This is a genomic window from Thiocapsa sp. C2-2m (assembly GCF_041903745.1).
Lineage (GTDB): Bacteria > Pseudomonadota > Gammaproteobacteria > Chromatiales > Chromatiaceae > Thiocapsa > Thiocapsa roseilacustris.
The window spans coordinates 1-24,509 of the sequence record NZ_JBBWVD010000054.1; the positions used below are offsets into that span (position 1 = coordinate 1).

The 24,509-nt window shown below is 65.3% G+C and carries 24 protein-coding genes, 1 tRNA gene and 3 pseudogenes; 7 read left to right on the forward strand and 21 right to left on the reverse strand.

All coding sequences use genetic code 11. The features are described from left to right. Window positions 1-199: 199 nt before the first annotated feature. Entirely contained in the window at window positions 200-394 is a 195-nt protein-coding gene (locus tag AADX97_RS26300; RefSeq protein WP_374235271.1) for a transcriptional regulator, read from the reverse strand. 574 nt (window positions 395-968) lie between these two features. Here AADX97_RS26300 and AADX97_RS26305 point away from each other — a divergent pair. Beyond that, complete coding sequence (locus tag AADX97_RS26305) at window positions 969-1,262, forward strand: hypothetical protein (RefSeq protein ID WP_374235270.1); 294 nt, start codon at window positions 969-971, stop codon at window positions 1,260-1,262. Window positions 1,263-1,534: 272 nt separating this feature from the next. Here the strand turns inward: AADX97_RS26305 and AADX97_RS26310 are convergent, their stop codons facing one another. Then, complete coding sequence (locus AADX97_RS26310; RefSeq protein ID WP_374235269.1) at window positions 1,535-1,876, reverse strand: hypothetical protein; 342 nt, start codon at window positions 1,874-1,876, stop codon at window positions 1,535-1,537. 270 nt (window positions 1,877-2,146) lie between these two features. Here AADX97_RS26310 and AADX97_RS26315 point away from each other — a divergent pair, with 270 nt between their 5' ends. The 4 genes from AADX97_RS26315 (at window position 2,147) to AADX97_RS26330 (ending at window position 6,116) form a co-directional block, all read left to right on the forward strand. After that, the gene (locus tag AADX97_RS26315; RefSeq protein ID WP_374235268.1) at window positions 2,147-2,326 is read left to right on the forward strand and encodes a hypothetical protein; all 180 of its coding nucleotides are present in this window, start codon (window positions 2,147-2,149) and stop codon (window positions 2,324-2,326) included. Further along, window positions 2,314-2,706: a hypothetical protein gene (locus AADX97_RS26320; RefSeq protein ID WP_374235267.1), complete on the forward strand. Its 393-nt coding sequence runs from the start codon at window positions 2,314-2,316 to the stop codon at window positions 2,704-2,706. Before AADX97_RS26315 ends, AADX97_RS26320 begins: the two co-directional genes overlap by 13 nt. A gap of 296 nt (window positions 2,707-3,002) precedes the next feature. Then, a complete protein-coding gene (locus AADX97_RS26325) occupies window positions 3,003-3,572 on the forward strand; it encodes a hypothetical protein (RefSeq protein WP_374235266.1) in 570 nt (189 codons plus the stop codon). Window positions 3,573-3,758: 186 nt separating this feature from the next. After that, window positions 3,759-6,116, forward strand: coding sequence for a penicillin acylase family protein (locus AADX97_RS26330; RefSeq protein WP_374235265.1), 2,358 nt, complete (start codon window positions 3,759-3,761; stop codon window positions 6,114-6,116). Between the two features lie 529 nt (window positions 6,117-6,645). Here AADX97_RS26330 and AADX97_RS26335 read toward each other — a convergent pair. The 8 genes and pseudogenes from AADX97_RS26335 to AADX97_RS26370 all read right to left on the reverse strand — a co-directional run bounded on the left by AADX97_RS26335 (window position 6,646) and on the right by AADX97_RS26370 (window position 12,256). Next, complete coding sequence (locus AADX97_RS26335; protein ID WP_374235276.1) at window positions 6,646-6,744, reverse strand: hypothetical protein; 99 nt, start codon at window positions 6,742-6,744, stop codon at window positions 6,646-6,648. Between the two features lie 17 nt (window positions 6,745-6,761). Further along, window positions 6,762-8,621: pseudogene (locus AADX97_RS26340) on the reverse strand (SUMF1/EgtB/PvdO family nonheme iron enzyme); the annotation flags it as partial. Between the two features lie 60 nt (window positions 8,622-8,681). Further along, window positions 8,682-8,828 (reverse strand): hypothetical protein, encoded by a 147-nt coding sequence (locus AADX97_RS26345; RefSeq protein ID WP_374235264.1) that lies wholly within the window; start codon window positions 8,826-8,828, stop codon window positions 8,682-8,684. After that, complete coding sequence (locus AADX97_RS26350; protein WP_374235263.1) at window positions 8,818-9,474, reverse strand: PP2C family serine/threonine-protein phosphatase; 657 nt, start codon at window positions 9,472-9,474, stop codon at window positions 8,818-8,820. Before AADX97_RS26350 ends, AADX97_RS26345 begins: the two co-directional genes overlap by 11 nt. Window position 9,475: 1 nt before the next feature. Next, on the reverse strand, window positions 9,476-9,652 hold the full coding sequence (locus AADX97_RS26355; RefSeq protein WP_374235262.1) for a hypothetical protein: 177 nt from the start codon (window positions 9,650-9,652) through the stop codon (window positions 9,476-9,478). A gap of 95 nt (window positions 9,653-9,747) precedes the next feature. Then, the gene (locus AADX97_RS26360) at window positions 9,748-10,176 is read right to left on the reverse strand and encodes a VWA domain-containing protein (RefSeq protein WP_374235261.1); all 429 of its coding nucleotides are present in this window, start codon (window positions 10,174-10,176) and stop codon (window positions 9,748-9,750) included. Window positions 10,177-10,440: 264 nt separating this feature from the next. Continuing rightward, the gene (locus AADX97_RS26365) at window positions 10,441-11,538 is read right to left on the reverse strand and encodes an NADH:flavin oxidoreductase/NADH oxidase (protein WP_374235260.1); all 1,098 of its coding nucleotides are present in this window, start codon (window positions 11,536-11,538) and stop codon (window positions 10,441-10,443) included. A 208-nt stretch (window positions 11,539-11,746) separates the two neighbouring features. After that, window positions 11,747-12,256 carry an N-acetyltransferase family protein gene (locus AADX97_RS26370; RefSeq protein WP_374235259.1) on the reverse strand — a complete coding sequence of 170 codons (510 nt, stop codon included), beginning with the start codon at window positions 12,254-12,256 and terminating at the stop codon, window positions 11,747-11,749. Window positions 12,257-12,478: 222 nt separating this feature from the next. Between AADX97_RS26370 and AADX97_RS26375 the strand changes: the two genes are divergently transcribed. Further along, window positions 12,479-13,405: a cation diffusion facilitator family transporter gene (locus AADX97_RS26375; RefSeq protein ID WP_374235258.1), complete on the forward strand. Its 927-nt coding sequence runs from the start codon at window positions 12,479-12,481 to the stop codon at window positions 13,403-13,405. A 120-nt stretch (window positions 13,406-13,525) separates the two neighbouring features. On the opposite strand, the gene AADX97_RS26380 is transcribed toward AADX97_RS26375, so the two are convergent. From AADX97_RS26380 to rnr, 3 genes are all read right to left on the reverse strand, one after another. Then, a complete protein-coding gene (locus AADX97_RS26380; protein WP_374235257.1) occupies window positions 13,526-14,725 on the reverse strand; it encodes a Bcr/CflA family multidrug efflux MFS transporter in 1,200 nt (399 codons plus the stop codon). Window positions 14,726-15,326: 601 nt separating this feature from the next. Next, on the reverse strand, window positions 15,327-16,121 hold the full coding sequence (rlmB, locus tag AADX97_RS26385; protein WP_374235256.1) for a 23S rRNA (guanosine(2251)-2'-O)-methyltransferase RlmB: 795 nt from the start codon (window positions 16,119-16,121) through the stop codon (window positions 15,327-15,329). 2 nt (window positions 16,122-16,123) lie between these two features. Next, complete coding sequence (gene rnr, locus AADX97_RS26390) at window positions 16,124-18,517, reverse strand: ribonuclease R (RefSeq protein ID WP_374235255.1); 2,394 nt, start codon at window positions 18,515-18,517, stop codon at window positions 16,124-16,126. Between the two features lie 115 nt (window positions 18,518-18,632). Between rnr and AADX97_RS26395 the strand changes: the two genes are divergently transcribed. After that, window positions 18,633-18,719 (forward strand) — tRNA-Leu (locus AADX97_RS26395). A gap of 113 nt (window positions 18,720-18,832) precedes the next feature. On the opposite strand, the gene AADX97_RS26400 is transcribed toward AADX97_RS26395, so the two are convergent. From AADX97_RS26400 to AADX97_RS26435, 8 genes and pseudogenes are all read right to left on the reverse strand, one after another. After that, window positions 18,833-19,201, reverse strand: coding sequence for a hypothetical protein (locus AADX97_RS26400; protein ID WP_374235254.1), 369 nt, complete (start codon window positions 19,199-19,201; stop codon window positions 18,833-18,835). Next, window positions 19,176-19,745, reverse strand: a pseudogene (locus AADX97_RS26405) (hypothetical protein); the annotation flags it as partial. The gene AADX97_RS26400 and the pseudogene AADX97_RS26405, both read right to left, overlap by 26 nt. 398 nt (window positions 19,746-20,143) lie before the next feature. Then, on the reverse strand, window positions 20,144-20,563 hold the full coding sequence (locus AADX97_RS26410) for a type II toxin-antitoxin system VapC family toxin (RefSeq protein WP_374235253.1): 420 nt from the start codon (window positions 20,561-20,563) through the stop codon (window positions 20,144-20,146). Then, complete coding sequence (locus AADX97_RS26415; RefSeq protein ID WP_213456800.1) at window positions 20,560-20,805, reverse strand: type II toxin-antitoxin system Phd/YefM family antitoxin; 246 nt, start codon at window positions 20,803-20,805, stop codon at window positions 20,560-20,562. Before AADX97_RS26415 ends, AADX97_RS26410 begins: the two co-directional genes overlap by 4 nt. A 140-nt stretch (window positions 20,806-20,945) precedes the next feature. Further along, a complete protein-coding gene (locus AADX97_RS26420; RefSeq protein ID WP_374235252.1) occupies window positions 20,946-21,176 on the reverse strand; it encodes a ribbon-helix-helix protein, CopG family in 231 nt (76 codons plus the stop codon). Then, window positions 21,173-21,556 carry a putative toxin-antitoxin system toxin component, PIN family gene (locus tag AADX97_RS26425; protein ID WP_374238630.1) on the reverse strand — a complete coding sequence of 128 codons (384 nt, stop codon included), beginning with the start codon at window positions 21,554-21,556 and terminating at the stop codon, window positions 21,173-21,175. The genes AADX97_RS26420 and AADX97_RS26425 overlap by 4 nt, the downstream gene beginning before the upstream one ends. A gap of 191 nt (window positions 21,557-21,747) precedes the next feature. Beyond that, window positions 21,748-22,005, reverse strand: a pseudogene (locus tag AADX97_RS26430) (hypothetical protein); the annotation flags it as partial. Between the two features lie 108 nt (window positions 22,006-22,113). Further along, window positions 22,114-24,297 (reverse strand): SulP family inorganic anion transporter, encoded by a 2,184-nt coding sequence (locus tag AADX97_RS26435; protein ID WP_374239341.1) that lies wholly within the window; start codon window positions 24,295-24,297, stop codon window positions 22,114-22,116. Window positions 24,298-24,509 lie beyond the last annotated feature (212 nt).

The window sequence follows — 24,509 nt, forward strand, 5'->3', positions numbered from 1 at the left end:
TGCTGATTCCGGCCTTCCTCTGCGAACTCACAGCCCCGGTCATCCGCGAGGCGATGGCATCGGTGCGCACCATCGATGTCGAGCGGTGGGTCCACACGCACCTCGGGCCCTCCATGCTCGCACGCCGTCGGCGTGCCCTGAGACCGGCCATGAAAACTGCATGAACATTTCTCGGCCTTCCGATGGGAAATTGAACAGCCTAGGCGCCGCGCCAGACCTCTGTTTCAAGCGATTCACGACTCACGACCTCGCCGGCATGGCGTGCAAGATACACCAGAACGTCCATGGCCAGTGGTTCCAGGTGGACGCACTTATCCCCCCGCCTGACCAGGCTTTCATGGGGAGAGACCCACGAGTCCCCCAGGTAAAAACCATTGCGACCAATTTCATTCATAGCGTTTCGTTATACACTTGGCCGTCCCGGCTGTGCCGTGCCAGAACAGGCTATTGCTCGATGGAATCCATTGTACATAGGGTGAAAATGGGAAAAATGGGGGACTGAGGCTCTCGACCTCTGGTCTACCGCCTCGTGGCGCTGGTGCGCCCACACGATTTTTTCGCGCCATGCGCCTCGCGCCTTCGGAACGCTGTCGCCCATCAGGTCGTCGACCGCGCGCGCCTCGCCGTCCTCGAAGCGAACGCGCACCAGCTTCGGTTCACGCCGCGTGGCCGGATCCCAGGATGCGCGACCGTGGGGCCGTGTCGCCCAGGAGCCACGCAGAGCGACAATCGCGTCCCCTTCGAGATCGGGCGACAGCGCACCCCGGCGAACGAAGGCGATGGCCATCGGGGCGCTGCGGGCGGGGAACGTGGCCGTCGTCGAGGCGGCCATCGATCACCTCAACCGCATCGTCACCCCGTTCTCCGCGCCCTGGGTGCGCACCGTCTCCATCGGCTGGGGGGAGTTAGCTGCCCGAACCGGGACTTTGCCCACGTTTGCACGCTCTGGCCAGCCTATCCTCCGGTGAATGGAAGCGATCGCGGATGCGGGCAAAGCCGCGTGTGGTAACAGGCCAAGCGAGGGCCGTGCGCTTGATCACTACCGGCGCCGCCGCCCGACGGAGATGGTGTTCTACCAGCTGGTGCAGGAGCACCTCGAAACCTTCCTCGCCCTGGCCGACGATCCGACGGGGCCAGGGTTACCCGGATACGTGGAGCGGGATTTCCGCAAGTATCTCGACCCCAACGACCGCTATGCGACATCAATCTGCCAGTCACGAAGCGTAACTGATGGTCCGGTTATGGCCGTTTGCTGCCGTTAGGGTCGCCTGAACCGACCCAAGACCAGCTGGAGCGCAGGCACCCGCAACAGCGGCGGACGAATCCGGCAGGGTCAGCGCTGACTGTCCTGAGAGATTTTCGTGGAATAGAATAAGCGACAACCGGCGGTTGCGAGCGCCTCGTCTTCGGCGTCACTCTCCCCGCGATCGGCCGTAAGGCCGTACTCGGATTGACGCTGCATCCACTCCCGTTCCGTCTCGGATTCTCGGGGAACTGATTGGCGAACGCGGTCGGGTCGCCGGGCCGTCCGATCTCAATGAGGTCCGCAGCTTTCGCCGACCGATGGGATCGCCATGATCTCCAAGAGCAAGGGCTGGTGATTGCGCAGCGTCGCGGTGATGGCCGTGTAGAGGGTGACATCATCGTCGACCGGCTCCTCTCCGTCGCCGCTCCAGCCACCGAACCAAGCGGTGGCGAATCCGATCAGCCAGGCGAGTTGAAGTTTGAGATGTCCAAGCGGGGGCAGATGTCGGGGGTCGAGCGGAGCGGTGAAGGAGAGAGCGCCGAGGGCGAACCAGTCGTGGTCATCGTCATGTTCGGGATCATCGGTCGCGTCGAGGGGTCGGGTGCGCGAGGTCCAGCGGCAAGGATCCATGTCCGAGTATCCATATCCGTTTCGTTGACGGGCGGAGTCTAGACCGCTTTCCGCGGTTTTTGAAGTGGATCCTGTTCCGCCGGATCCGGTGGACACGGGGCAAGCGTCGGAGCGCCATCAGGATTCGGCGCGATCTTCCAGTTGCTCGTAAATCCGTCCGGGTGTCTTCCGGTTGCCCAGGCTGAGCCAGCGCGTCTTGCGTCAGGCGGCGACTGCAGAGACCATCGGACCTGGAACCCACACAAGCGCCACGCCACCTGGAGCCCCTTCATGCCCGAACCCGATAACATCATCGCAGAGCCTCTGGAAACCTTTTCGATGGAGCCGCGCGCCGGCTTCACTCGCTGCGGCAACGGCGAGACGGCGCTGCAGACGATCGGCTCGCACAGCGTCCGCGCCGGGGCGGACCTGGCAGGCCATCCGGTGGACCTCTCCCGATGTTGGTCTTGATGCCGGAGGGCGTGTTTCGGCAAGGCTTTCGGCTGGCGCTCTGGGGTTGCGTCCTGGTGGTGGCCTGGCTTGCGTTCGCGTCGGGCACCGAGCCCGCGAGCTTTTCGTGGGACAAGGCCAACCATGTGCTGGCCTTCTTCGTCATGGCTGCCCTGGCGGACGGCGGTTATCCGGGTCGCGACCGGGAGTTGCCCCGCTGGGGGCTGCTGCTGGGCTATGGGGTCGTCATCGAGTTGGCGCAGTGGCCACTGCCGTATCGCGAGTCTTCCTGGCTCGATCTGGTCGCGAACCTGGTCGGCGTCCTGCTCTATCTTGGCCTGCGCGCCTGGGTCGGCTGGCGCGTTCGGCGCCCGCATGGGGCAGTTCGCAGTCGGTCGTGATGACGGGGCTCAGCGTCGCTGATCATGCGTCGCGCCGACTCTGTGCTGGTCACAGCGACCGAACCGCGGACCTGCCCCCGGATCGGCCACCGATCGACCACGCCGTACCACGCGGCGAACTGCAGGAGACCTCGGGGCCGTGTCACGGAATTCGAGCTCCGCTTCAACGAACGTGGGTGTCGGCCGCCGGACATCCTTGGTTATACTGCCGGCGGCAATGCATTGTGGGACCCCCGTCGGACACGTCCACTGCAGGTCGCTCGGGGGCGCCAGCCCGTCCCATGGAGTGCCTACCGATGCTCCCCCAAGATCTTCACATCCATACGACTTGGTCCTCCGGCGATAGCGCGGTGGTCCCCGAGCAAACGGTTGACCTGATCGCCCGACTCGGCCACGCGAGTACGGTGGGCATCAGCGACCATTTCGAGCACATCCACGACCGCTTCGACGCCTACGCAGCGGCCGTGCGCGCCGCCGGGTTGCATGTGGGCACGGAGGTGGACGGTCACGCATGGGTCTCGCCGGCTTTGCAGGTCGCCTGCGACTACCGAATCTTCCATTGCTACGATCGCGATGCGGACTACCGGGCCCTGGAGCGGCTGCTCGAGAGCGGCGACCCGGTCATCGTTGCTCATCCCAATGCCCTCGACACCAACCTCGACCGGGTTCCCCCGCAGTGCCTGGTGGAGATCAACAACCGCTATGTCTGGCGTTGCGACTGGGAGCGCTTTTACGGGCCCTACGTGAACCGCTTCGAGTTCGTCATCGGCTCGGACGCCCACCAACCCAACTGGATCAACCAGACCGTCGCCCGCCATGTCGCGGCACAACTCGGGGTGCGCGAACGTCTGCTCTTTCAGCGCTGATCCCGATCGATTCCAAGCGTTCGGGACGGGAACGGCCGGCACCCTTAGCTCGGCCTTGACCGGCCCTCCAGCCCTCACTAACCTCGGATCCCGGACCACGCTGAACGCGCGGAGGTTCGAATCTCCTGCACGTCGGTCGGTCCCGCCGCAACAAAGCCATCTTTTTCCGCGAGGTCACCAACTCCGATGAGGATCTGGGTCCTTCGCCTTCTGTACGGCGTCGCCTCGGTCGTTTTGACCACTGTCGTCGCGGCCTGGTTGCTGATTCGCGGCAGTCTGCCGATGCTGGACGGCGAGTTTCCCGTTGCGGGTCTGGATCACCCCGCGAGCATCGAACGCGATGAACAGGGGATCCCGACGATTCGCGCATCGACCCGACGCGACTTGGCCTTTGCGACGGGTTTCGCGCACGGGCAAGATCGTTTCTTCCAGATGGACATGATTCGCCGCCAGGCTGCCGGTGAGCTCTCGGAGATGCTCGGCGCGGCGACGTTGCCGCTCGACAAGCGTCACCGCTTTCATCGATTCCGCGCACGTGCACGGGCCGCCGTCCAAGCACTGACGGTGACCGAGCGGGCCATCCTCGACGCCTATGCCGCCGGCGTGAATGCCGGTCTCGGGAGTCTGTCGGTGCGTCCTTTCGAATACCTGTTGTTGCGCGAACAACCGAAGGCATGGACGACGGAGGACACCATTCTCGTCGTCTACGCGATGTTTTTGCAGCTCAACGACGACAGGGCGCGAGGCGATGTGCAACGTGGGCTGGCGAAATCGGTGCTGCCGACGAACGTCTATGCCTGGCTCTATCCAACCGGCACGAGCTGGGATGCCCCGATTCTCGGCGGACCGATCGCGGCCGTTCCGATCCCGGAGGCCGGTGACTATGCGATCCGGGACGTCGAGCTCATCCCGAATCCGGCGACAGAGCAGGACAGCCCTGCGCTCGCAGGCAGCAACAACTGGGCGGTCGGCGGTGCGCTGACCGATCACGGTCGGGCGCTGGTGTCGAACGATATGCACCTGGGCCTCTCGGTCCCGAACATCTACTACCGGGCTCGCCTGATCACGACGGGCGATGGCAAGCGAGACGTGACCGGTGTCTCTCTGCCCGGCACGCCTTTCGTGGTTGCCGGCAGCAACGGCCGCGTGGCGTGGGGATACACGAACAGCTACGGCGACTGGTCCGACGTCGTCGTGCTCGGGCCGGGTGCAACGGCCGGGACGTATCGAACGCCGGACGGCGACGAGGCGTTTGTCGTGCATCGGGAGTGGATCAACGTCAAGCAGGCGGATCCTGTCGAGTACAAGATCCGGGAAACCCGCTGGGGACCCGTCGACGACCGCAATCGATTTGCCGGCAGCGAAGTGGCGGTGCGCTGGCTCGCCCACAGTCCTCGGGCCGTCAACCTGAAAATCCTGGGGCTCGAAACGGTTGCGAAGCTCGATGCTGCACTCGACGTCGCGAATACGATGGGCATGCCGCCACAGAATTTCGTGGCGGGCGATGCGCACGGCAATATTGGCTGGAGCATCGCCGGGCAGATCCCGGTGAAGGGTGGATACGATCCGATGGTTCCCGCCGACTGGAGCAATGGGAGTGGATGGACGGGCTGGCTGGATGCGGCCGACTATCCGCGCGTCGTCAATCCGGAGTCGCAGCGGATTTGGACGGCGAACGCGCGCGTCGTCGATGGTGACGCGCTGCAGAAGATCGGGGATGGCGGCTACGACATTGGCGCACGGGCGAAGCAGATCCGGGACCGGCTCTTCGAGAAAGACCGCTTTGCGCCGGAGGACATGTTGAAGATTCAGCGCGATCACGAGGCGCTGTTCCTCGGCCGCTGGAGAACATTGCTGCTCGAGGTGCTCGCCTCCGGCGGACGCGAGATGGAGGAGTATCGGTCACTGGTGGAGAACTGGATTCCCGCAGCGTCCGCCGATTCCGTCGGCTATCGACTGGTACGTGCGTTCCGATTGCAGGTGCGGCAGAACGTGTTTTCTGCGCTGACGACTCCGGTGAGGGATTTCCACGGAGAGAACGCGGATCTGCTGATCAGTCACCAGTTCGAGGCGCCTTTGTGGTCGATTCTGACGGAGAAGCCACGGCATCTGTTGCCCGCGAACGTCGAGAGCTGGGACACACTGATGCTCGCCGCGGTGCGCGAAAACATCGACAGCTTCGAGAAGCGCTTCGAGGGTGCCCTGTCTGAACGAACCTGGGGCGAGATGAATACCGCGCACATCGCCCACCCGATCAGTCAGGCCATTCCGTGGCTGGCCGGATGGCTGGACATGCCGCGCGAGGCGCTGCCGGGCGATGCGAACCTGCCGCTCGTGCAGAGTCCGGTCGTCGGTGCCTCGCAGCGGTTCTCCGTTTCACCCGGTGACGAGGCAAAGGGTCTCATGCAGATGCCGACCGGGCAAAGCGGCCATCCGATGTCGCCTTTCTACCGAAGCGGCCATGACGACTGGGTGTCCGGTGCGCCAAGCCCGTTCCTGCCGGGTCCAACGCGCCACCAACTGATGCTGCAACCTGCTCGCTAGGCGCGATTGCGCGGTGCGCGTATGGGGCATCGATGCCGTAACGGCAGACGACGCGCTCCCGGACATGGATGGCTGCACAGGTTCCCGCCACATCCAAGCGCAGCGACTCGGCGACAGCAGCCGACTGCCGATCGTCGGACGTGTATCCGGGGACTCTCGGAGGAGCCGGGAACAACCCGAGCCCTGCGCTTGGCGAGATCCGGTGCCGTTGAAGCCGGTCAGTCGCCCCGCCTTGTTCGATGCGCTCCAACCGTGGCTCGGGATCGCACCGAACGGCGTGCCGCCGCCATCCGTCGCGGGGCAGATCGAAGCCATGCCCCTAAAAAGCGCAGGTAAACCTTGCCTCGAGACCCGAATGCAGACCACGCGCGCCATGCGCCGCAGGGTCCACGCGGGTGAATTTTTGTGGCCGAAACTGGCTCGGTTCCGGTGGCCCTCGACAGCGGTTTCACCGCACACGGACCCGAACGCAAACAGCCCAGGCCGGTCGGCCGGGGCTGTGCGTATCACTCAAGCCGGATGCCCTGGCTCAGAGCGATTTCTTGCAGAAGTACCAGTCCACGCAGTCGTACTCGCCGCTCGCGACCCGTGCGTTCGCCTCCTCCACGCTGCCCGGCGGCGGGACGATGACCTGCTCGCCCGGCTGCCAGTTCTCGGGGGGTGGCCACCTTGTAGGCGTCGGAGGTCTGCATGGCCTTCACCAGCCGCAGGATCTCGTCGATCGAGCGGCCGTTGCTCATCGGATAGTAGAGCATGGCCCGCAGCACGCCTTGCGGGTCGATCCTCGCCCTGGAACTCCGACGGGTTCTCGCCCATCACGCCCTGCCATTGGGCTTGCGTCACCTCGTATTTGCCGATCCGGTACGGGGCGACCTGGACCGTGTGGACCGGCTTCTCGTCATCCGCGCAGTCACTGTCGCTTGGGCTGCACCCCATCTGGAATGATCCGCCGGGGATCGCCACAAGGGTCTCGGCGATGGTGCCGACCGGGCCTTGGCGGGGTACCGCAGCGGCCAAGCCAGCCCACTGATCCTGCCACCGCGTCGCCTCCGCCAGGGCCAGTGTCGCCTTGTCCGTCTCGCCGCGTGCCTTGGCGCGCTCGGCCAACTCACGATAGAGCGCGGCGCGGTCCTTCAGGAAGGCCAGCACCGGCGTGAGATCCTGCTGGGTCGCACGATCCAGGGCGCTGCGGGCCGCCGTCTCGTCGCCCCGGTTGAGGGCGGCGCGCGCCTGCTCGACCAGCGCCGGCGCTGAATTGATCCACAGGTTGTAGAGGACGCCGCCCACCATGAGCAGGGCCAGAACGGCAAGGATGCTGATGGTCCAGGCGTGCCGCCAGGGTGCGCGGACGGGCGACACCGGGGGCGGGGCGGGCCGCGGCGTGGGCGCCGGTCGCGGCTGGACCGGTGGGGATGGCGGCGTCGAAGGCCGCGACGGGGCGGGTCGTGGGCGCGCGGGCGGCGGGGCCGGACGCGCCTGGCGCTGCGCCGAGGGCGAGGGATAGACATCGAGTCCGCCAAGCACCTGACGGCGGGCGCACCAGGTGCAGCGACCCGCGCCGCCGTAGTACTGGTGTTGCGGATTGACCTTGCACACGACCAGACCTGCCTGGGCCTGGTCCAGGGCCTTGACCCAGTCCCGCGCGCCGGGACGTGCCGCGGGGTCGCGGTGGCCGGTGTGGAAGGCGGTGCGAAACAGCTCGCGCAGAGGCGGCGCCAGCTCGGCGAACAGGCCGTGCGGCGGGGGCTTGGCGCCGGCGCCGGGCACGAAGGGGAAGAGGCCGCGCTGGATGCGTTCGCCCAGATCGGATGGCGGACCCAGACCGCGATAGGGGTGACTGCCTTCCTGCAGGATCAGGAACAGGAGCACGGCCAGGGCGAAACGGTCATGCTCCTCAGTCCGACGCAGTTGGTGAAAGTCCTGACCCTGGATCTCCGGGGCGGTGTAATCGGGCTTGCCGACCGGACAGAGGTAGGTCGGGCCGCCGGGGTTGGGGACCTGGAAGGAGTCGGTGTCCACCACCGTGAGCAGCGCGGTGCGCTGGACCAGGATGTTGCTCTCGTTCAGATCGCCGATGCAGTAGCCCTTGGCATGGATGGCCGCCACCGCGGAGGCCAGATTGCGCGCCGCCACATGCAGATAGCGCCAGTGGAAACCGGGGACCTTGACGAGCCGGCTCTTGAGGTTGTAGAGGTTATGCAGGGCCACGCCACCGGTGATCCGGGGCATGACATAGCCGACGGCCCGGCCGCGGGCGTCGTGCAACAGGTCGCGCGGCCAGGCGATGGAGCAATGCCCCTGGGCGGCCGTGGGGTCGTCCGGCGGGTTGTCCACCATGCGCTCCAGCTTGCCGGGGCGCGGGTGCTTGGCGGGGTGATAGATCTTGACGACCAGGTCGTCGCGACGCGTAACCGTATAGACGGCGCCTTCCCCGCCGCGCGCCACCTCGGCGCCGAGGACGATGCGCTGCTGACTGCGGGCGAGTGAATAGACGGCTGGCAGCATGGGGACGGGTCCATCCGGCGACGGCGGGGCGCGGCCCGCGGGGGCGGCGCCGGGGCCGCGTTAGGCGGGCGGCTCCGAAACAGATGCGTCGGTCCACACCGCCAACGCCAGGGTCTTGTCGTCGTCGGTGCGGGCGCAGACGCGCTCGGACTCCAGCAGGTCGATCAGTTGCGCCGTGCGCCGCGCCGCGTCCGGCTCACCCCGCACGAAGTCGAAGAGTGGGTCGAAGAAGGGGGCGTGGGGGACGGGCGAGCGGCTGACCGGTCATGTCCAGGGCCAGCATCTGGAGCCCGTCGGAGAACAGTGCCAGGGCCTCCGGGGCGCCGTCCCGATAGGCGAACTGGGCCTCTTGCAGACAGGTCTCGGAGATCAGGAAGACCGTCTCGTTGATGTATTCGCCGCGCGACGGCACGATGAGTAGGGCCAGGGCGTCGGCCGCGCCCGCCGAGTGCGGGCGGTAGACGATGGCCCCGTCGCCGACCTGGATGCCGATGAGCGCCGTCGGGGTGACCAGGGCCAGCAGAAAGGTGCAGGCGAGATCGCGCGTGGAGCAGCCCAGGCGCCCGGCCTCCGCCGTCAGGGCGGCGCGCAGCTCCGCCAGCAGGTCGCGCAGATCGGCTTCCCAGGCGGCGGCATCCGCCGGCGGCCGCCAGCCGTCCGCGAACCAGGTCAGCGCGTGCGCCGTCGCCAGCGTCGCGCCCAGGTCGGCGTGGCGGGCCGAACCGGCGCCGTCGGCGACGGCCAGCACGAGCAGGTCGGCGCGGTCCAGGATGGCGTGGGCGTCCTGACAGGGCGTGGCGGTCTTGAGATGCCAGGAGCCCCGCACCGAGACCCCGCTATGGCGCCAGGCCATGTCAGACGACCCAATCGCGCGCCGGCTCCAGGGCGACCATATCGCCGACCTGTGAGTGGGCCACGGCCTGGGTGCTGCGCGAGAGCCAGACGAACATCTCCTGGAAGTGAACACCCTTGAGCGGGATGGGTTTGCGCGCGGAGAACTGGGCCAGGATGCCGAGATCGGCGCCGCTCACCCCGACGGTGAAGAAGGCGACCTTCTTGTCGCGATCGGCCGCGGCGGCGCGCCGGGCGGTGGCGTCCCAGGTGTCGGTGGGGGAGCCGTCGGTGATCAGGAAGAGCCAGGGACGGTAGAAGAGAAGGCGATGCCGTTGGCGTCGTAAACACGCTTGCGCGCCTCGATCATGTCGAGGCCCTGCTCCACCGCCTCGCCCATCGGCGTCACGCCGTCCGCGACCAGGGTGGGGGCGACGAACTCATCGGCGGTCACGAAGTCCTGGACGATCCGGACGCTGTCGCCGAAGCTGAGGATGCCGACCTCCACCCGCTTGGCCGCCAGCTCGTCCTGGCGCAGGGCGTCCTGAAACACCTGCAGGCCCTCGTTGAGGGCATCGATCCGCTCGCCCTCCATGGAGCCGGAGACATCCAGCACCAGCAGGCAGGCGCAACGCGGTTCGGGGTTGACGGCAAAGGCGACGGCATCCAGATCCGAGGTCATGACAGGGTCCTTGGTCAGGGTTGGCGGGATGGAACCGAACACGGGCGGGATGCTATCACCGAATCATTGGCAGACCCGGTGCGATGTCGGGCGGTGAATCAGGGCCGTCGGATGCGGTGACGTCAGGAACCGCATCGCGTGCCACGGGCGGCGGTGGGTTCCCGCGATCGATGCGGTTCGTGCCTCACCGCATCCTACGTTGATCTTTCCGCAAATCCGTCGGATGCGGTGACGTCAGGAACCGCATCGCCTGCCACGGCCGGCGGTGGGTTCCCGCGAACGATGCGGTTCGTGCCTCACCGCATCCTACGGGTTCCCGTAACTCTGCAGCCAGTGCGCGTAGGGCGCCGGGAGGATCCAGGCGGGACGCTCGACACCCAGCGTGCGGGCGGCATGGTAAGGCCAGTGCGGGTTGGCCAGGTGCGCACGACCGATCATCACCAGGTCGAGTTGCTCGCTTGCCACGGCGCCTTGCGCGATCTCCGGGACGTCGAACCCCCAGGCGGATGCCACCGGGAGTCCCGACGCGCGCCGCACGCGCTCGGCGACGGGTGCAAGGAAACCCGGCGCCCACGGGATCCGAGCGGTCGGGGTGGAGAAGCCGATGCTCACACTCAAGAGATCGAGGCCGTGGCTCTTGAGCTGCCGGGCCAGCTCGATCGACTCGGCCAGGGTCTCCTCGTCGCGTCCATCGTATCCGATGACGCCGAAACGTGCAGTCAACGGGAGATGCTCGGGCCAGACCTCGCGCACGGCATCGAGGGTTTCCAGCAGAAAGCGACAGCGGTTTTCCAGGGTCCCGCCATAGGCATCGTCGCGCTTGTTGGAATGGGTGGAAAAGAAGCTCTGGCCCAGATAGCCGTGCGCGAAATGCAGCTCGAGCCAGCGGAACCCGGCATCCCGCGCCCGCCTTGCGGCCGCCTTGAAGTCGGAGCGCACCCGTGCGATGTCGTCGGGCGTCATCGCCTTCGGCACCTTCGGGAGATTCGCACCGTAGGGGATCGCCGAGGGCGCAATGGTCTGCCAGCCGCGCGCGTCGCCTTCCGGGATGTGGTCATCGCCTTCCCACGGACGGTTTGCGCTCGCCTTGCGGCCGGCATGAGCGATCTGAAGGCCCGGCACGGCGCCGGCCGCTTGAATGGCCTCGACGATCGGAACCATCGCCTGTCCCTGCTCGTCGTTCCAGAGCCCGGTGCAGTTAGGCGTAATGCGCCCTTCCGGAGACACCGCGGTCGCCTCGACGATGACCAGACCGGCGCCGCCGCGTGCGAGACCGGCCAGATGCACCCGATGCCAGTCGTTGACGAGCCCCTCGATCGCCGAGTACTGGCACATGGGCGGCACGGCGATGCGGTTACGCAGCGTCACGTCCTTCAACGTAAAGGGTTGGAACAGAGCGGACATGGTCACTCCTTGGTCGAATGGTCGAGAAGGTTAAACAGTCTCTCACGGAGACACGAAGATCACGGAGAGACAACACGACCCTCGTGATCTCCGTGTCTCCGTGTCTCCGTGAGAGAAATTCGAGAAAGGATGGTCGGCAGCCAAGTCAGCACATCCCGACCACGAAAAGCGCCCCTTCGCCGCGCGTCGGATGACGCTTCACCAATGCTCAAGCCCTCGGCCCGAGGCGCTTCTCCATGAATCGATATTGGATAGAGCGCTCGCCCGCGCTCCCGGCGCCGAAGCCAAGCGCGCGATAGAGCGCCTCGGCACGCGGATTATCCTCTCGTACCTCGAGCGTGAGCTTGCAACAGTCGCGACGCCTCGCCTCCGCCTCGATCGCCGCCAGCAGCGCGGTAGCGATACCCCTGCCCCGATGGCTCGGAAGTACCGCCAGATCGTGGATATTGAGCAGCGGCCTGGCGCGGAAGGTCGAGAACCCCCGGAAGCAGATCGCCAGCCCGACCGCATCCTCCCCGTCGAAGGCCAAGAGCACCAGATGATCCGGCACGCCTTGCAGGGCCGGCACAAGACGTTCCTGCACGTCCTCGGATAGCGGCTCGGCGGCACCCATGGCGTCCCCGGCATAGGCATTCAGCAAGGCCACGACGGCTTGCGCGTCGTCGGATCGATCGAGATCGGCGGGCCGGATCAGACCCGAGAAACGCTGTCGATGCATCCTGATTCCCCTGTGTCGCGCCGGCGCCGGCGTCGACGCCGACCCTAAAACAGCCTGCCCCGCTCCGCAATGCGCGCCTATAATCGTGCGGTCCCGCATCCGCGTGGCCCCCCGAGCGACCCCGGCATACACAGCAGCCGGGACACCGACCAATCCGTTACTCCGACCGCCCGGCAGCGACGCCGCACGGCGGGTGACCGGCGACGATGGAGAAGAGGATCCATGGCATCGATCGAGCGCGTCATGCAGTTACGAAGCGAGCTTGAAGCGCGCTTGTTGTGGATCTCGTTGGGCGCAACCCTCGTGATCGCCGGGCTCGGCATCGTGTTCGGCCTCTTGGCCCGATCGACCGCCATTCTCTTCGACGGATTCTTCTCGCTCGTCGATGTCGCGGTGACCTGGCTAACCCTTGTCGTGGCTCGGTTGGTCGCCAGCCAAGGCGATCGCCGTTTCCAGTACGGATTCTGGCATCTGGAGCCGATGGTCATCGCCTTGAAGGCATCGGTGCTCATCGTCTTGGTCGCCTACGCCTTCTTCAGTGCGGTGAACAGCATCCTCAAGGGCGGCTACGAACCCGAGTTCGGCACGGCGCTCGTCTACGCGGGCGCCGTCGCCCTGATCTCCTACGCCATGTGGTGGTGGATGGGCCGCCAGGCCGAGCGCATCGACTCGGGTCTGGTGCGATTGGACGTGAAGGCGTGGCTGATGTCGGCCTTGATCACCACCGCGCTCCTGATTGCCTTCGGCGCGGCGTTGGCGATGAAAGGCACCGACGCGGAAGGTTTCATCCGCTACGTCGACCCGGTCGTGCTGGCCATCGTCGCACTCTTTCTCCTGCCCTTGCCCTTCCGCGAAGCGCGCGAATCATTCGGCGAGATCCTGATGATCAGCCCGAGCGACATGGACGCACACATCCGTTCGGTCATGACGGACTTCGTCGCCCGCCACGGCTTTTCGGACTATCGCAGCTATCTTTCCAAGACCGGCCGCGCCCGATTTATCGAGATCTCCGTCCTGGTACCGCCCGACCTCTGCCTGCCCGTGACCCAGATCGACGCCCTGCGCGCCGAAATCGGCACCGCCATCGGCGGTGCCGGACCCGACCGATGGCTCACCATCGTCTTCACCGCCGACCCCGTCCACCTTTGAAGCCCACCCCAAACCCCGAACCAAAACGTAGGATGGGTAGAGCGCAGCGAAACCCATCCTCCACCGCGTCGCCCCCAGCCGAAGCTCGCACATTCACCTCGCTACCATGAACAACCCCGCTCACCCCATCGCCGAACCATCACTTACAGACAAGCAGCACAGCAGCCAGTAGCTCCCGCCCGCTGCCAAGCCGCAGATCGCCATACCGTAGAGCATCGGCGTCGCATCCCCGGTGTGCATCAGGCTGACGAGTGATCCCATCACCGCGCCGAGCCCAAAGCGCGACGCCCCTGAGAAGGCCGATGCAGTCCCGGCCATGCGTGCGAAGTGCGCCATAAACCCGGCCATGGAATTGCCGAGTACCACCCCCGCCATACCGAGATACAGCAAGGTCGCGCCGACGATGGCCCATAGCGGCGGCGTCCCCCAGATGGCCAGCCCCAGCAGGATCAGCGCCGACACCACCTGCACCCCGAGCCCCAGACGCAGCAGCCGCTCCGCCCCCAAACGGACAACCAACCGGGCATTTTGGCTGGTCACCACCATCGCCAGGGCCACATTCGCCCCGAAGAAGGCCCCGAACCAGCCCACCGGCACCCCGTGCAGCTCGATATACACGAAGGGCGAGGTGACGATATAGGTCATCATGCCGCCGAAGGAGAAGGCCCCGGTCAGCAAGTACCCCAGGCCGACGCGATGTCGGAGCAAGGTCAGGTAGTTCCGCAGAACCCGAGCCAGCTCGGGCGGGTGTCGATCCGCGTGCGCAAGGGTCTCCGGGATCAGCCGAAAGAAGAGCCCGCTCGCGGTCAATCCCAAGACCAGAAGCGCGCCGAAGACCCAATGCCACTCCAGATAGGAGACGATAGCCCCGCCGATGGACGGCGCCAGCAGGGGCGCCAGCGCCGTCGTCAACATCACCAGACTCATCACCCGCGCATACTGATCGCGCTCGAAGAGATCCCGCACCAGGGCCGGTATCGTCACCGCCACCGCCGCGCCCCCAAGCCCCTGGACAGCGCGTCCCAACAGCAGCGTCTCCATCCGCTCGGCCAAGACACACATGAGCGCACCCAGACAAAAGAGCGCTAGACCACCGCCGATGGTCGCGCGCCGTCCGAGCACGTCCGAGGCCGGGCCCAAAATCAGTTGCGCCAGAGCAAAGATGCCCAGGTACGCCGTCACGCTCAGCTGAGCCAACTCGATGGTCGAGTCCAGGTCCTGCGCGATCGCCGGCAGGCTCGGCAGATACATGTCGATGGCAAAGGGCGTCAGGCCGGAGAGCAGGCCAAGGGTCAGGAGCGTCGAGAGGCGAATCGGCATGGGCCCTCCGGGCCGCGCTCGGCCAGCAGGCCGCAGAGAAGAAGAAAAGGGGAGAAGATAGAAAAGAGAAATGAGAAGAAGAGTAACGAGCGGGGAGGACCTGTGCCAGCCCGTAGCGCCAGGCCGGTCGCAGATAGGGGCGAGCGGGACGACCACGGTCGATCCGACACCGAGCATCGTCCGACAGGCAGTGATGCATCCGGATGCTCCTGTACGCGCTTCTCCCGAATCCAATTCCCTTCGGGAGAACGCTCGCCGGATAACACCCTAAACGGGGGTTCTCGCTTGACCGATCGAGAACGAAGTCTGCCCAACCCTACGCCGGAGCCGGTCGACTGCGCTGACGCCCACGCGTACGGTCCGTTGTCAAGGAAGATGTCGCGTCGGCTCGTGAGGTCGGCTCACTGATCAACTTCAGTAATACCAATCCGGAGTACCGGCGCTTCACTCGACGTGGAAATTTTTAACATGCATGAAGGGCATGAGAGTTGAAAGAGTTTTTTCCTATCTAACCTCTTCATCAATCTCTGTAAGATTCCCATGTTTGACACTGGTACCAAACGCCGAATCGAGACCGCCCGCAAAACTCGGGTGACGATGCTCACCGGCGTTGACGCAACGCCTCGTAGAGACAAACGCCCGCGGCGACCGAGACGTTGAGGCTCTCGACTGTCCCGCACATGGGGAGCCGGACCAGTCGGTCGCAGTGCTCGCGTGTGAGGCGGCGCAGGCCGGTGCCTTCGCTTCCCATGACGAGGCCAAGCGGTCCGGTGAGATCGGCGGCATAGAGCTCGGTGTCGGCGTCTCCGCTGGTTCCGGTAAGCCAGATTCCTCGCTCTTTGAGGTCGCCCATGGTCCGGGCCAGGTTGGTGACCTGGACATAGGGCAGGGTCTCGGCAGCGCCGCTGGCAACCTTGCAGACGACCGGCGTCAGGCCCACCGCATTGTCCTTCGGGGCGATGACCGCATGAACGCCGGCACCCTCCGCGGTGCGCAGACAGGCCCCGAGATTGTGCGGATCCTGAACCTCGTCGAGCAGGAGCAGGAAGGGCGGGCCTTCGATGCGCTCGAGGAGCAGATCGAGATCCTGCTCGGAGCGGGCCGCGGGAACACGCACCCACGCCACGGCACCCTGGTGATTGGTGCCCTCGGCGGCACGCTCAAGCTCGTCGCGCTCGACCTGGCGGACCTTCACGCCCGCCTCGCTCGCGAGATCGGCCAGCTCGTACAAGCGCCGGTCGCGACGACTGCGGTCGAGCCAAAGCTCACCGACCCCTTCGCTCCCGAACTTGAGCGCGGCTCGCGCACTGTGGATTCCGCCGACCGGGTGCAGCCCCGTCGTGGGGTGCCGTACCTCGTCACGGCGGATCACGACGGGGCGTCGCGCTGCCTTCATGGTCAGGAGGTCGGCGCCGCGCCGGCCGGTTTGCGCTTGCGTCGGTTGCGCGAGCGCGGCTTCTTGGCGCCTTCGGCGGGCTTGTCTGTCTGAACCGGAGCCGCAGCCGGAGCTGCGGACGGAGTTGGCGCGGCAACCGTCGGCTTGGCCTTGGGATTGGACTTGCGCCCACCCTGTCCACCTTGCCCGGCCTTGCTGCCCTTCCCGCTCGACTCGGCCAACACGAAGTCGATCTTGCGATCGTCGAGATTCACGGCTGCAACCTGCACCCGCAGCGGATCGCCGAGACGGTAAACGGTGCCGGTGCGCTCGCCGTGCAGACGATGACCGATCGGGTCGAAATGGTAGAAATCGTTGTCGAGCGCGGTGATGTGCACCAGACCGTCGACATGGACCTCGTCGAGCTCGACGAAGATGCCGAACGAGTTGACGCTGGTGATGATGCCGTCGAACTTCTCGCCGAGCTTGCCCTGCATAAACTCGCATTTGAGCCAGTCGTCGGCATCGCGGGTCGCCTCGTCGGCGCGCCGCTCGGTGCCCGAGCAGTACTCGCCGATCTGTTGGAGCTCCATCTTGGAGTAGTCCAGGTCGGCAGCGGTCCCGCCGCGCAGGATGTGCTTGATGATCCGATGGACAACCAGATCCGGATAGCGCCGGATCGGCGAGGTGAAATGGGTATAGGCGTCGTAGGCCAGACCGAAATGGCCGACATTGTCCGAGCTGTACATCGCCTGCTGCATGGAGCGCAGCAACACGGTCTGGATTAAGCCACGGTCCGGACGGTCTTTGACCATCTCAAGTAGCGCCGCATAGTCCTTGGCGGTCGGCTTCTCGCCGCCCGGGAGCTTGAGCGCGAGCTGTCCCAGAAACTCGCGCAGGTCGCTCAGCTTCTCCGCGTTCGGCAGGTCATGGATGCGGAAGAGCGCCGGCATCTTCTTGCGCTCGAAGAGACGCGCTGCAGCCACGTTCGCGGCCAGCATGCATTCCTCGATGATCTTGTGCGCCTCGTTGCGCACCAACGGCACGACGGCGGCGATGCGTCCCTGCTCGTTGAAGACAAACTTGGTTTCGACGGTGTCGAAGTCGATCGCACCGCGCTCGGCGCGCGCCTGGTGCAGTGTCTGATAGAGGGCGTAGAGCTCGTGCAGGTGCGGCAGCAGGTCCGCGTGCTTCTCGCACAGCTCGGCATCGCCGTCGATGATCATGGCGGCGACCTGATCGTAGGTCAGCCGCGCATGCGAGCGCATGACGCCCTCGAAGAAGCGGGTCCGCGTGACCTTGCCTTCGGCGTTGATGTAGAGCTCGGCGGTCATGCAGAGACGATCGACATGCGGGTTGAGCGAGCAGAGCCCGTTGGAGAGCACCTCCGGAAGCATCGGGACGACCCGGTCCGGGAAGTAGACCGAGTTGCCGCGTGAATAGCCCTCAGTATCCAGTGCCGTACCGGGCACCACATAGCTCGACACATCGGCGATGCTGACCAGCAGTTTCCAGCCCTTGGGCTTGCGCTCGCAATAGACGGCGTCGTCGAAGTCGCGCGCATCGGCCCCGTCGATCGTGACCAGGGGGAGCTTGCGCAGATCGGTCCGGCCCTCCTTCGCCGCGTCCGGCACCTCGCTGCCGAGCCCAGCGATCTCGGCCTCGACCTCCTCCGGCCACTCGATCGGCAGATCGTGGGCGCGGATCGCGATGTCCGTCTCCATCCCGGGCGCCATGTGGTCGCCAAGGACCTCGAGGATGCGACCGATCGGCTGGGTGCGCTGGGTCGGCTGATCCGTGATCTCGGCGACAACGATCTGGCCCTGCTCGGCGCCGGCGATCCGGTCGCTCGGGATGATGATGTCGTGGGTCAGGCGCTTGTTGTCGGGCGCGACGAAGCCGACACCGCTTTCTTTGTAGAGCCGCCCGACCACGGTCCGCGTCTTGCGCTCCAAGATCTCGACGACCGCACCCTCGAGCCGGCCCCGTCGATCGCGTCCCGCGACACGTACGACGACGCGATCGCCGTGAAACAGCGCGCGCATCTCTTTAGGGTAGAGGTAGAGGTCGTCGCCACCCTCGTCGGGGCGCACGAAACCGAAACCATCCGCATGTCCGATGACACGACCGGCGATCAGATCGCGACGGTTGACCAAACAGAACGCCTGGTTGCGGTTACGCACCAGCTGGCCGTCGCGCACCATAGCACCAAGTCGGCGCTCCAAGGCGATCAGATCCTGCTCATCGGTGAGGTTAAGCTCGCGGGCGACTTCGTCGGCACCGGCCGGTGCGCCGAGATTGGTGAGTGTTTCGAGGATGAATTCGCGACTGGGGATGGGGTTGGCGTACTTTTTCGCCTCACGCTGGCGATGGGGGTCCGCTTCTTTGGCGGCTGTCGAATTTCGGCGTCTTGTCACTTGGGCTCGTTCTTATTCGGAAAAGGTTAGTGTAGCCTTGACACCCTTGGGTTGTCTCACTAATATTCGCGCCTTGTCACGGGGTGGCCCTCTCGGAACATCCCCGGAACATCCTGCCGAGGTGGCGGAACTGGTAGACGCGCATGGTTCAGGTCCATGTGGGCGAAAGCTCGTGGAGGTTCGAGTCCTCTCCTCGGCACCACTCTTTAGCGCTAGGTTAGATCTCTTCTTTAGTCGAGCACGCGCTTCATTTCGCTGGCGACCCTGCTCAACCCAGCGTCCGCGCTCAGATCCAATTTCCTCTTCTTGATCCCCTCACCGACGCGAGCCGCCGCATCCAGGACGGCTTTCAACAGTCGAGGCAGCGCGGGATCGACCCAAAAGTTCTCCTCGCTGATCTTGCGTTTGACTATCGAACGAAACGAAGTCCGTCGTGACGCGATCGTAGGTCACCGGGACGCGCAGCGCGGTCCCCTCGCCCTGCGCACAGGCGGCGACGAACGCCACGTACTCAACATCTAGCCCCTGTGGTGTGACGGCGATCCGCCGCAGACAGCCAGGGGGTTGCCAGTCGGCACTCATGGCGAGGATGGCATCGAAAACAGGCTCGCCGTAGGTCGCAAACCGCAGACGCGGCCCGAGTGACGCGATCCCGTCGTCATAGAGCGTGCGCTCGACGGTCAACGCCGTCCCATCGACGATCCCCGGCAGCCCCCCGCAGCAACAGCGGCCCATGCTGCGTGCCCGACAAGTTTGCGGCAACGGCACACCCCAATGCCCGTAGCGCGGCCGATTCGTTCAGAACACTCCAGATGCCATCCGAGGTTGCGGGCAAGCGCTCCGCCGCATGCGTCTGCGCCAAACGTTGGTAGATCTCGTAGATCTCCTGGCCGCTCAACTCGGTCTCGCGGATGCGTTGCTGCGAGACGACAATCCGTTGGCGGGCCACGGCCTCCAGCTGCACCTCGGTGACCTCGCCGGTGGCAAGCCGGCGGAAATCCTCCTCGGTGACCGGCAGCAACGACACCTGCTGATCGCCCACCACCGAGATCATGCTGCCCAAGCGGTTCAGCAGCCGGTCGTAGACGATCTCCTCGACCGAGCCCAGATAGCAGAGGTTCTGCACGTAGATGTCCGGGTGGAGCTGACCGATGCGGTCGATGCGCCCGATGCGTTGCTCCACCTTGGCGGGGTTCCAGGGTAGATCGAAGATGACCAGCAAGTCCGCGGTCTGGAGTGAGCTCGCCCTGTTCCTGGTAGACGCGCAGCACGGCGCGGTTGTGGCGCATCATCTCCCTTGAGAGCGGTGCGGATGGGAAGATGGCGCGCAAGAGTTTTTTCAGACTCGCGGTGGTCGGCGTGATGCCCTGCTTGAGCCAGTGCTCGTAAGGGGCTCGATTCGCCGCGCTCAAAACGGTCTGGCGGAATTTGCTCGCCAGCTCGCTTTGCCACTGCCGAGCGAGACTCGCGGGCGGTGCAATCAAGACCCGTCGCGCCAATCCGGACAAGATCAGCGAGCGCAAGGCTAAGTCCGTTCGCCGTCATGTGCTCTCGCGTTGCACGGCAACCCACTAGCGTGGTCGTGTCAGGCTCCGATCGGACTGTCCGCAGCCCTCGCGCACGCGATCAACTCCAGGGATTGAGCAGCTTGACGCCCGTTCGTCTGAAATCATCGGTGTTTCGGGTCACCAAAATCAGGTCGCGATTCATGGCAACTGCGGCAATCAGCGTATCCATCTGCGGGAGCGGCGCCCCCGCTTTGAGTGCCGATCCGATGATCCGACCCCAACGCTGCAGGTCTTCGAGCTCTAGCGGGAGGATGCGCTCTCGAAAGCGGGGCACCAAACTCGATTGCAGCCAAACCTCCAACGCCCGCTGACGTTTGCCCTGCGGCATCCAGGCGATGCCTTTTTCGATTTCACCGATCGTCACGACGCTGATCACCATCGCCTGCTCGTCGCCATGCGACAGCCAACGCAGGATACCGGGGTCCACCTCGTCCTTGGCAAACTCCGACACGACATTGGTGTCGAGGAGGAACCTCACAGGTTCAGATCCCGTTCAAGATCCTGGTCCCGTTGGATGCGGATGCCGCTCCGACGCAAGGGCGAGTGCATCAGGAAATCCGCCAGCGTGTCGGAGGGAGACTGCAACCGACGGTATTCCTCGATGGAAACGACCACGGCGGTCTCTTCACCGTTGGCGGTGATCACCTGCGGCCCTGCGCGCAGCGCCTCCTCGACCACTTGATTCAAGCGATCCTGTTGTTCTTGAAGCGGCCAGTTCATGGATACCTCCTGTGGTTCGTCAATCTCGCAGATCACCCGGTCGTCCCCGATACGATAGCACCACAAATCACTCGGGGAGCCGGTCGATGTCTTGCCGGTACTGCGTGGATTATCGCTTTGGAAAGATCCCGGGATGGGTCCTAGTCCTCGCCACGCTGGCCGGCCGCCTGACTCAGCAACCCGAGCCCCCGCTCGGCTTTGCCATGTCCCCGTCGCGCTCGGGTACGAAAGCGGGCCTCGGCGTCCGACTCCGCCACCATCAGGGCCGCCATTTCATCGAAGAGCCGATCGATACTGGTGCCGCGCACGCGTGCGATTTCATCCAGGCGCCGGTAGGTCTCGTCGGGCAAGCTGACGGTTACTGAGGTCATGTCTGCAACTCCTTCAGGAAGTCCTCGGGGCTGACCGCCCGCAATGAGGGAAAGCGCAGCTCCATGCGCGAAAAGTCGCGGAGATTGCGCGTCACGATCAAACACGCACCGCCGGCAACGGCCAACTCCATCCGACGATTATCGCCCTCGTCCCGGAGATTGGGCCGCCAGCCGAAATAGATCGGCGTCCACTCGCACATCGCTAAGAAGATATCCAGCAACTCATCACGCTCCTCGGCAGTGAGACTGCAGCGGGAGAACAGCGAGTGGCGCCCGAGGATATCCTCGTACTCGGCAAGCAAGGTCGTACCCATGAGCGGAACGGCTTGACCGCGCAGGCAAGCCGCGATGGCGGCATTCGCCCATGCGATTACCCATATCTTCGCACGCCCCGTCGCACGTCAAGTCAAGCCGAGTGACTCTTCAACGCGCGTTGCGGACGCTGGCGGTAACTCTCCGAATAGCCCAAGCACGACCTATTTTCTGCATCGTTTATCAGGGAAAACGTTCGACATGTGCGATGCACAAGCAGAGCCGAGCGGCGTTTTGCACGTCCGATTTTATGGTGTAGTTAGGCCTCCGATCTGGCCAAGCGTGCATGTTGCGGTACATCGTTCATGAGCCGACGGAGGGCAGATAAACGAACCTGATATTGGCCGTTTCTGGGCCTCGGCTTGTGGCTTACAAGTGCCCACACCAATGCCCACACCAATGACCCTGGACCGTTGTATTCCTCGGAGAACGTGCCATCGCGATTGAGGCGGAGGACAAGCAAGTGCTCTGGTTCGCTTAACAGAGCAACTCGATCTCCCTGTGTTGCCTTCACTTGAACTTGGCGCTCCCCACAGTTCCATTTCGTCGACGGCGTCGTAGATCGACTTCAACAGCAGAGGGAATTGCTCGCATTTGATCAGCGTTTCCCTAGACGCCCCAGCGGCTAGGGACCGGCACCCGGCGCGGGGGCAGAGTCCTTTCTGAGCAGGGTCGCCCCATGCTGCACGCCCGCGGCATCCGCGGCGGCGTAGGCCGCCTGGATTGCTTGATCGGCGGTGGGGAAGATGTTGCCCTGGCCGATGTAGGCGAAGAGCCCCGTGGCGCGCATGACGTCCAGCACCTGCTTCTTGAGGCCCGCGAACATCACCGTGATCCCATTCGCACGCAGGCGCTCCACCACGTGGTGCATCACCTCCTCCCCCGAGGCGTCGATCTCGTTGATGCCGTCAGCGACCACCAGCAGGTAAGAGATCCGCGGGTGGTCCGCCGCCGCCTCGAGGATGGCCTCCTCGAAGTAGGAGACGTTGGCGAAGTACAGCCGCCCGTCGAAGCGTACGGCGACCACCACCTTGGATTCCGGCAGCTTGTTGACCTTCACGTCGCGCAGCGTGCCGTCGTGGAAGCGGCCGAGGATGGCCACCCGCGGGCTCATGGTGCGGTACAGATAGAGCCCGATGGCCAGCCCGGCACCCACCAGGATTCCCTTGTCGAGGTGCGGCGCGAAGGCCAGGGTGGACAGGAAGGTCACGACGGCTGCGATGCCGTCGTGCCGGTTGGCCTGCCAGGCGTGCTTGATGGCGGGGAAGTTGATCAGGCCGATCACCGCCATGATAATCACCGCCGCCAACACCGCCTGGGGCAGGTGATAGAGCAGCGGCGTCAGGAACAGCAGGGTCAGCAGCACGAATGCGGCGGTGATCACCGACGACATCCCGGTACGGGCGCCGGCGTTGATGTTCACCGCGGAGCGCGAGAACGACCCGGACACCGGAAAGGACTGGGACAGGCTGCCCACCAGGTTGGCCAGTCCCTGGCCGATCAGCTCCTGGTTGGGGTCGATCTTGGCCTTGGTCTTGGCCGCGATGGCCTTGGCGATGGAGATCGCCTCCATGAAGCCCACCAGAGAGATCACGATGGCCGCCGAGAGCAGGGAACCGAAGGCGTCCCACGAGATGCTCGGCAGGCTGAGCGAGGGCAGGCCTTCGGGGATCTTTCCGATCACCTGCCCGCCCCCCGCAAGACTGATGGCACCGCCCTCGCCATGCAGGGCGCGGGTGATGCGCCAACGCCGCCCGTCCGACTCGGCGCCCTCGGGCAGCGCGCCACGGGCGTAGTACAGGGTGCCCCGGGGACCGGACACCTGCTCGAATACGAAGCTGCGCAGGGCGCGGCTGCGCTTGCGGTTCTCCTGAACGCGGTCCTTGTGCTGCAGCCTGAGCAGCTCGATCTCGTAGGCCAGCCGCGCCTCGTCGCGCAGCGCCGCCCCCCCGGTCTTGTGCGCACGCTGGAGCTCCGCGCCCTTGGCCGCCAGCTCGGCATCCAGGGCCGCGACCCGCGCCTCGGTGTCCAGGTAAGCCTGGAGCAGGGTGCGGGCATCCGGCTCGGCGATCTGATCGAGGCTGGCGCTGGTATTGCGCTCGAAGCCGATCTGCCACGACAGGAGGGTGGTCACCACCACCGCGATCAACACCCCGGGCAGCCTGGGCGCTTTCTTCTTCAAGGCCCACATGATGACGAAGGCCAGGAGCCCCATGGCCAGCGTCGGCAGGTGGGTGTCGCCGACCAGCAGCGCCACGCCCCAGATGTCGTTGATGAAGGACTCCGAGCGCCCCAGGGGCACACCGATCAGCTTGTTGATCTGCGACAGGCCGATGATGATCGCTGCCGCATTGGTGAAGCCGACGATCACCGGGTGGGACAGGAAGTTCACCACCACCCCCAGCCTGAAGACGCCCAGGGCCAGCTGGATCAGGCCGACCATCAGCGCCAGCATCACCGCGAGTGCGATGAACTGATCCGAGCCCACCGCGGCGAAGGGCGCCAGGGACGATGCGGTGAGCAGCGAGACCACGGCCACCGGGCCGGTCCCGAGCTGGTTTGATGAGCCCCACAGCGCCGCTACGGCCACTGGCAGGAAGGCGGCGTAGAGCCCGAAGTAGGCCGGCAACCCGGCGAGCTGGGCGTAGGCCATCGACTGGGGCACCAGCACCAGCGCGACCGTGAGCCCGGCGATGAAATCAGCCCGCAGGGTGGCACCCTGATAGGGCCACCAGCGCAGGAAGGGCAGTAAGCGGAGGAGACGTGGCGACTGATTCATGCTCGCGGGTACCGACTCGTGGGCGACCATATGGATGACGCTCGGGCAGCGTGACGCGGCGCTCCGTGCCTGGGTCCATCGGGTTGCACGGCCCCTAGAGCCGGGGGCGAGCCAGGCAGCATGCGTATTCCACGCCCATTCGGCCACCCATTCCACGGGCATTCGGCCACTGATTCCACGCTGATTCGGCCACCCGTTCCACGGCGATCCGGCCACTGATTCCACGGCCATTCGGCCACCCC

What these genes read in the sequence shown, in the direction of transcription:
- AADX97_RS26300 (WP_374235271.1), bottom strand. Translation starts at nt 394, where the DNA reads ATGAATGAAATTGGTCGCAATGGTTTTTACCTGGGGGACTCGTGGGTC.
- AADX97_RS26305 (WP_374235270.1), top strand. Translation starts at nt 969, where the DNA reads ATGGAAGCGATCGCGGATGCGGGCAAAGCCGCGTGTGGTAACAGGCCA.
- AADX97_RS26310 (WP_374235269.1), bottom strand. Translation starts at nt 1,876, where the DNA reads ATGGATCCTTGCCGCTGGACCTCGCGCACCCGACCCCTCGACGCGACC.
- AADX97_RS26315 (WP_374235268.1), top strand. Translation starts at nt 2,147, where the DNA reads ATGCCCGAACCCGATAACATCATCGCAGAGCCTCTGGAAACCTTTTCG.
- AADX97_RS26320 (WP_374235267.1), top strand. Translation starts at nt 2,314, where the DNA reads ATGTTGGTCTTGATGCCGGAGGGCGTGTTTCGGCAAGGCTTTCGGCTG.
- AADX97_RS26325 (WP_374235266.1), top strand. Translation starts at nt 3,003, where the DNA reads ATGCTCCCCCAAGATCTTCACATCCATACGACTTGGTCCTCCGGCGAT.
- AADX97_RS26330 (WP_374235265.1), top strand. Translation starts at nt 3,759, where the DNA reads ATGAGGATCTGGGTCCTTCGCCTTCTGTACGGCGTCGCCTCGGTCGTT.
- AADX97_RS26350 (WP_374235263.1), bottom strand. Translation starts at nt 9,474, where the DNA reads ATGGCCTGGCGCCATAGCGGGGTCTCGGTGCGGGGCTCCTGGCATCTC.
- AADX97_RS26365 (WP_374235260.1), bottom strand. Translation starts at nt 11,538, where the DNA reads ATGTCCGCTCTGTTCCAACCCTTTACGTTGAAGGACGTGACGCTGCGT.
- AADX97_RS26370 (WP_374235259.1), bottom strand. Translation starts at nt 12,256, where the DNA reads ATGCATCGACAGCGTTTCTCGGGTCTGATCCGGCCCGCCGATCTCGAT.
- AADX97_RS26375 (WP_374235258.1), top strand. Translation starts at nt 12,479, where the DNA reads ATGGCATCGATCGAGCGCGTCATGCAGTTACGAAGCGAGCTTGAAGCG.
- AADX97_RS26380 (WP_374235257.1), bottom strand. Translation starts at nt 14,725, where the DNA reads ATGCCGATTCGCCTCTCGACGCTCCTGACCCTTGGCCTGCTCTCCGGC.
- rlmB (WP_374235256.1), bottom strand. Translation starts at nt 16,121, where the DNA reads ATGAAGGCAGCGCGACGCCCCGTCGTGATCCGCCGTGACGAGGTACGG.
- AADX97_RS26415 (WP_213456800.1), bottom strand. Translation starts at nt 20,805, where the DNA reads ATGAACTGGCCGCTTCAAGAACAACAGGATCGCTTGAATCAAGTGGTC.
- AADX97_RS26420 (WP_374235252.1), bottom strand. Translation starts at nt 21,176, where the DNA reads ATGACCTCAGTAACCGTCAGCTTGCCCGACGAGACCTACCGGCGCCTG.
- AADX97_RS26435 (WP_374239341.1), bottom strand. Translation starts at nt 24,297, where the DNA reads ATGGTCGCCCACGAGTCGGTACCCGCGAGCATGAATCAGTCGCCACGT.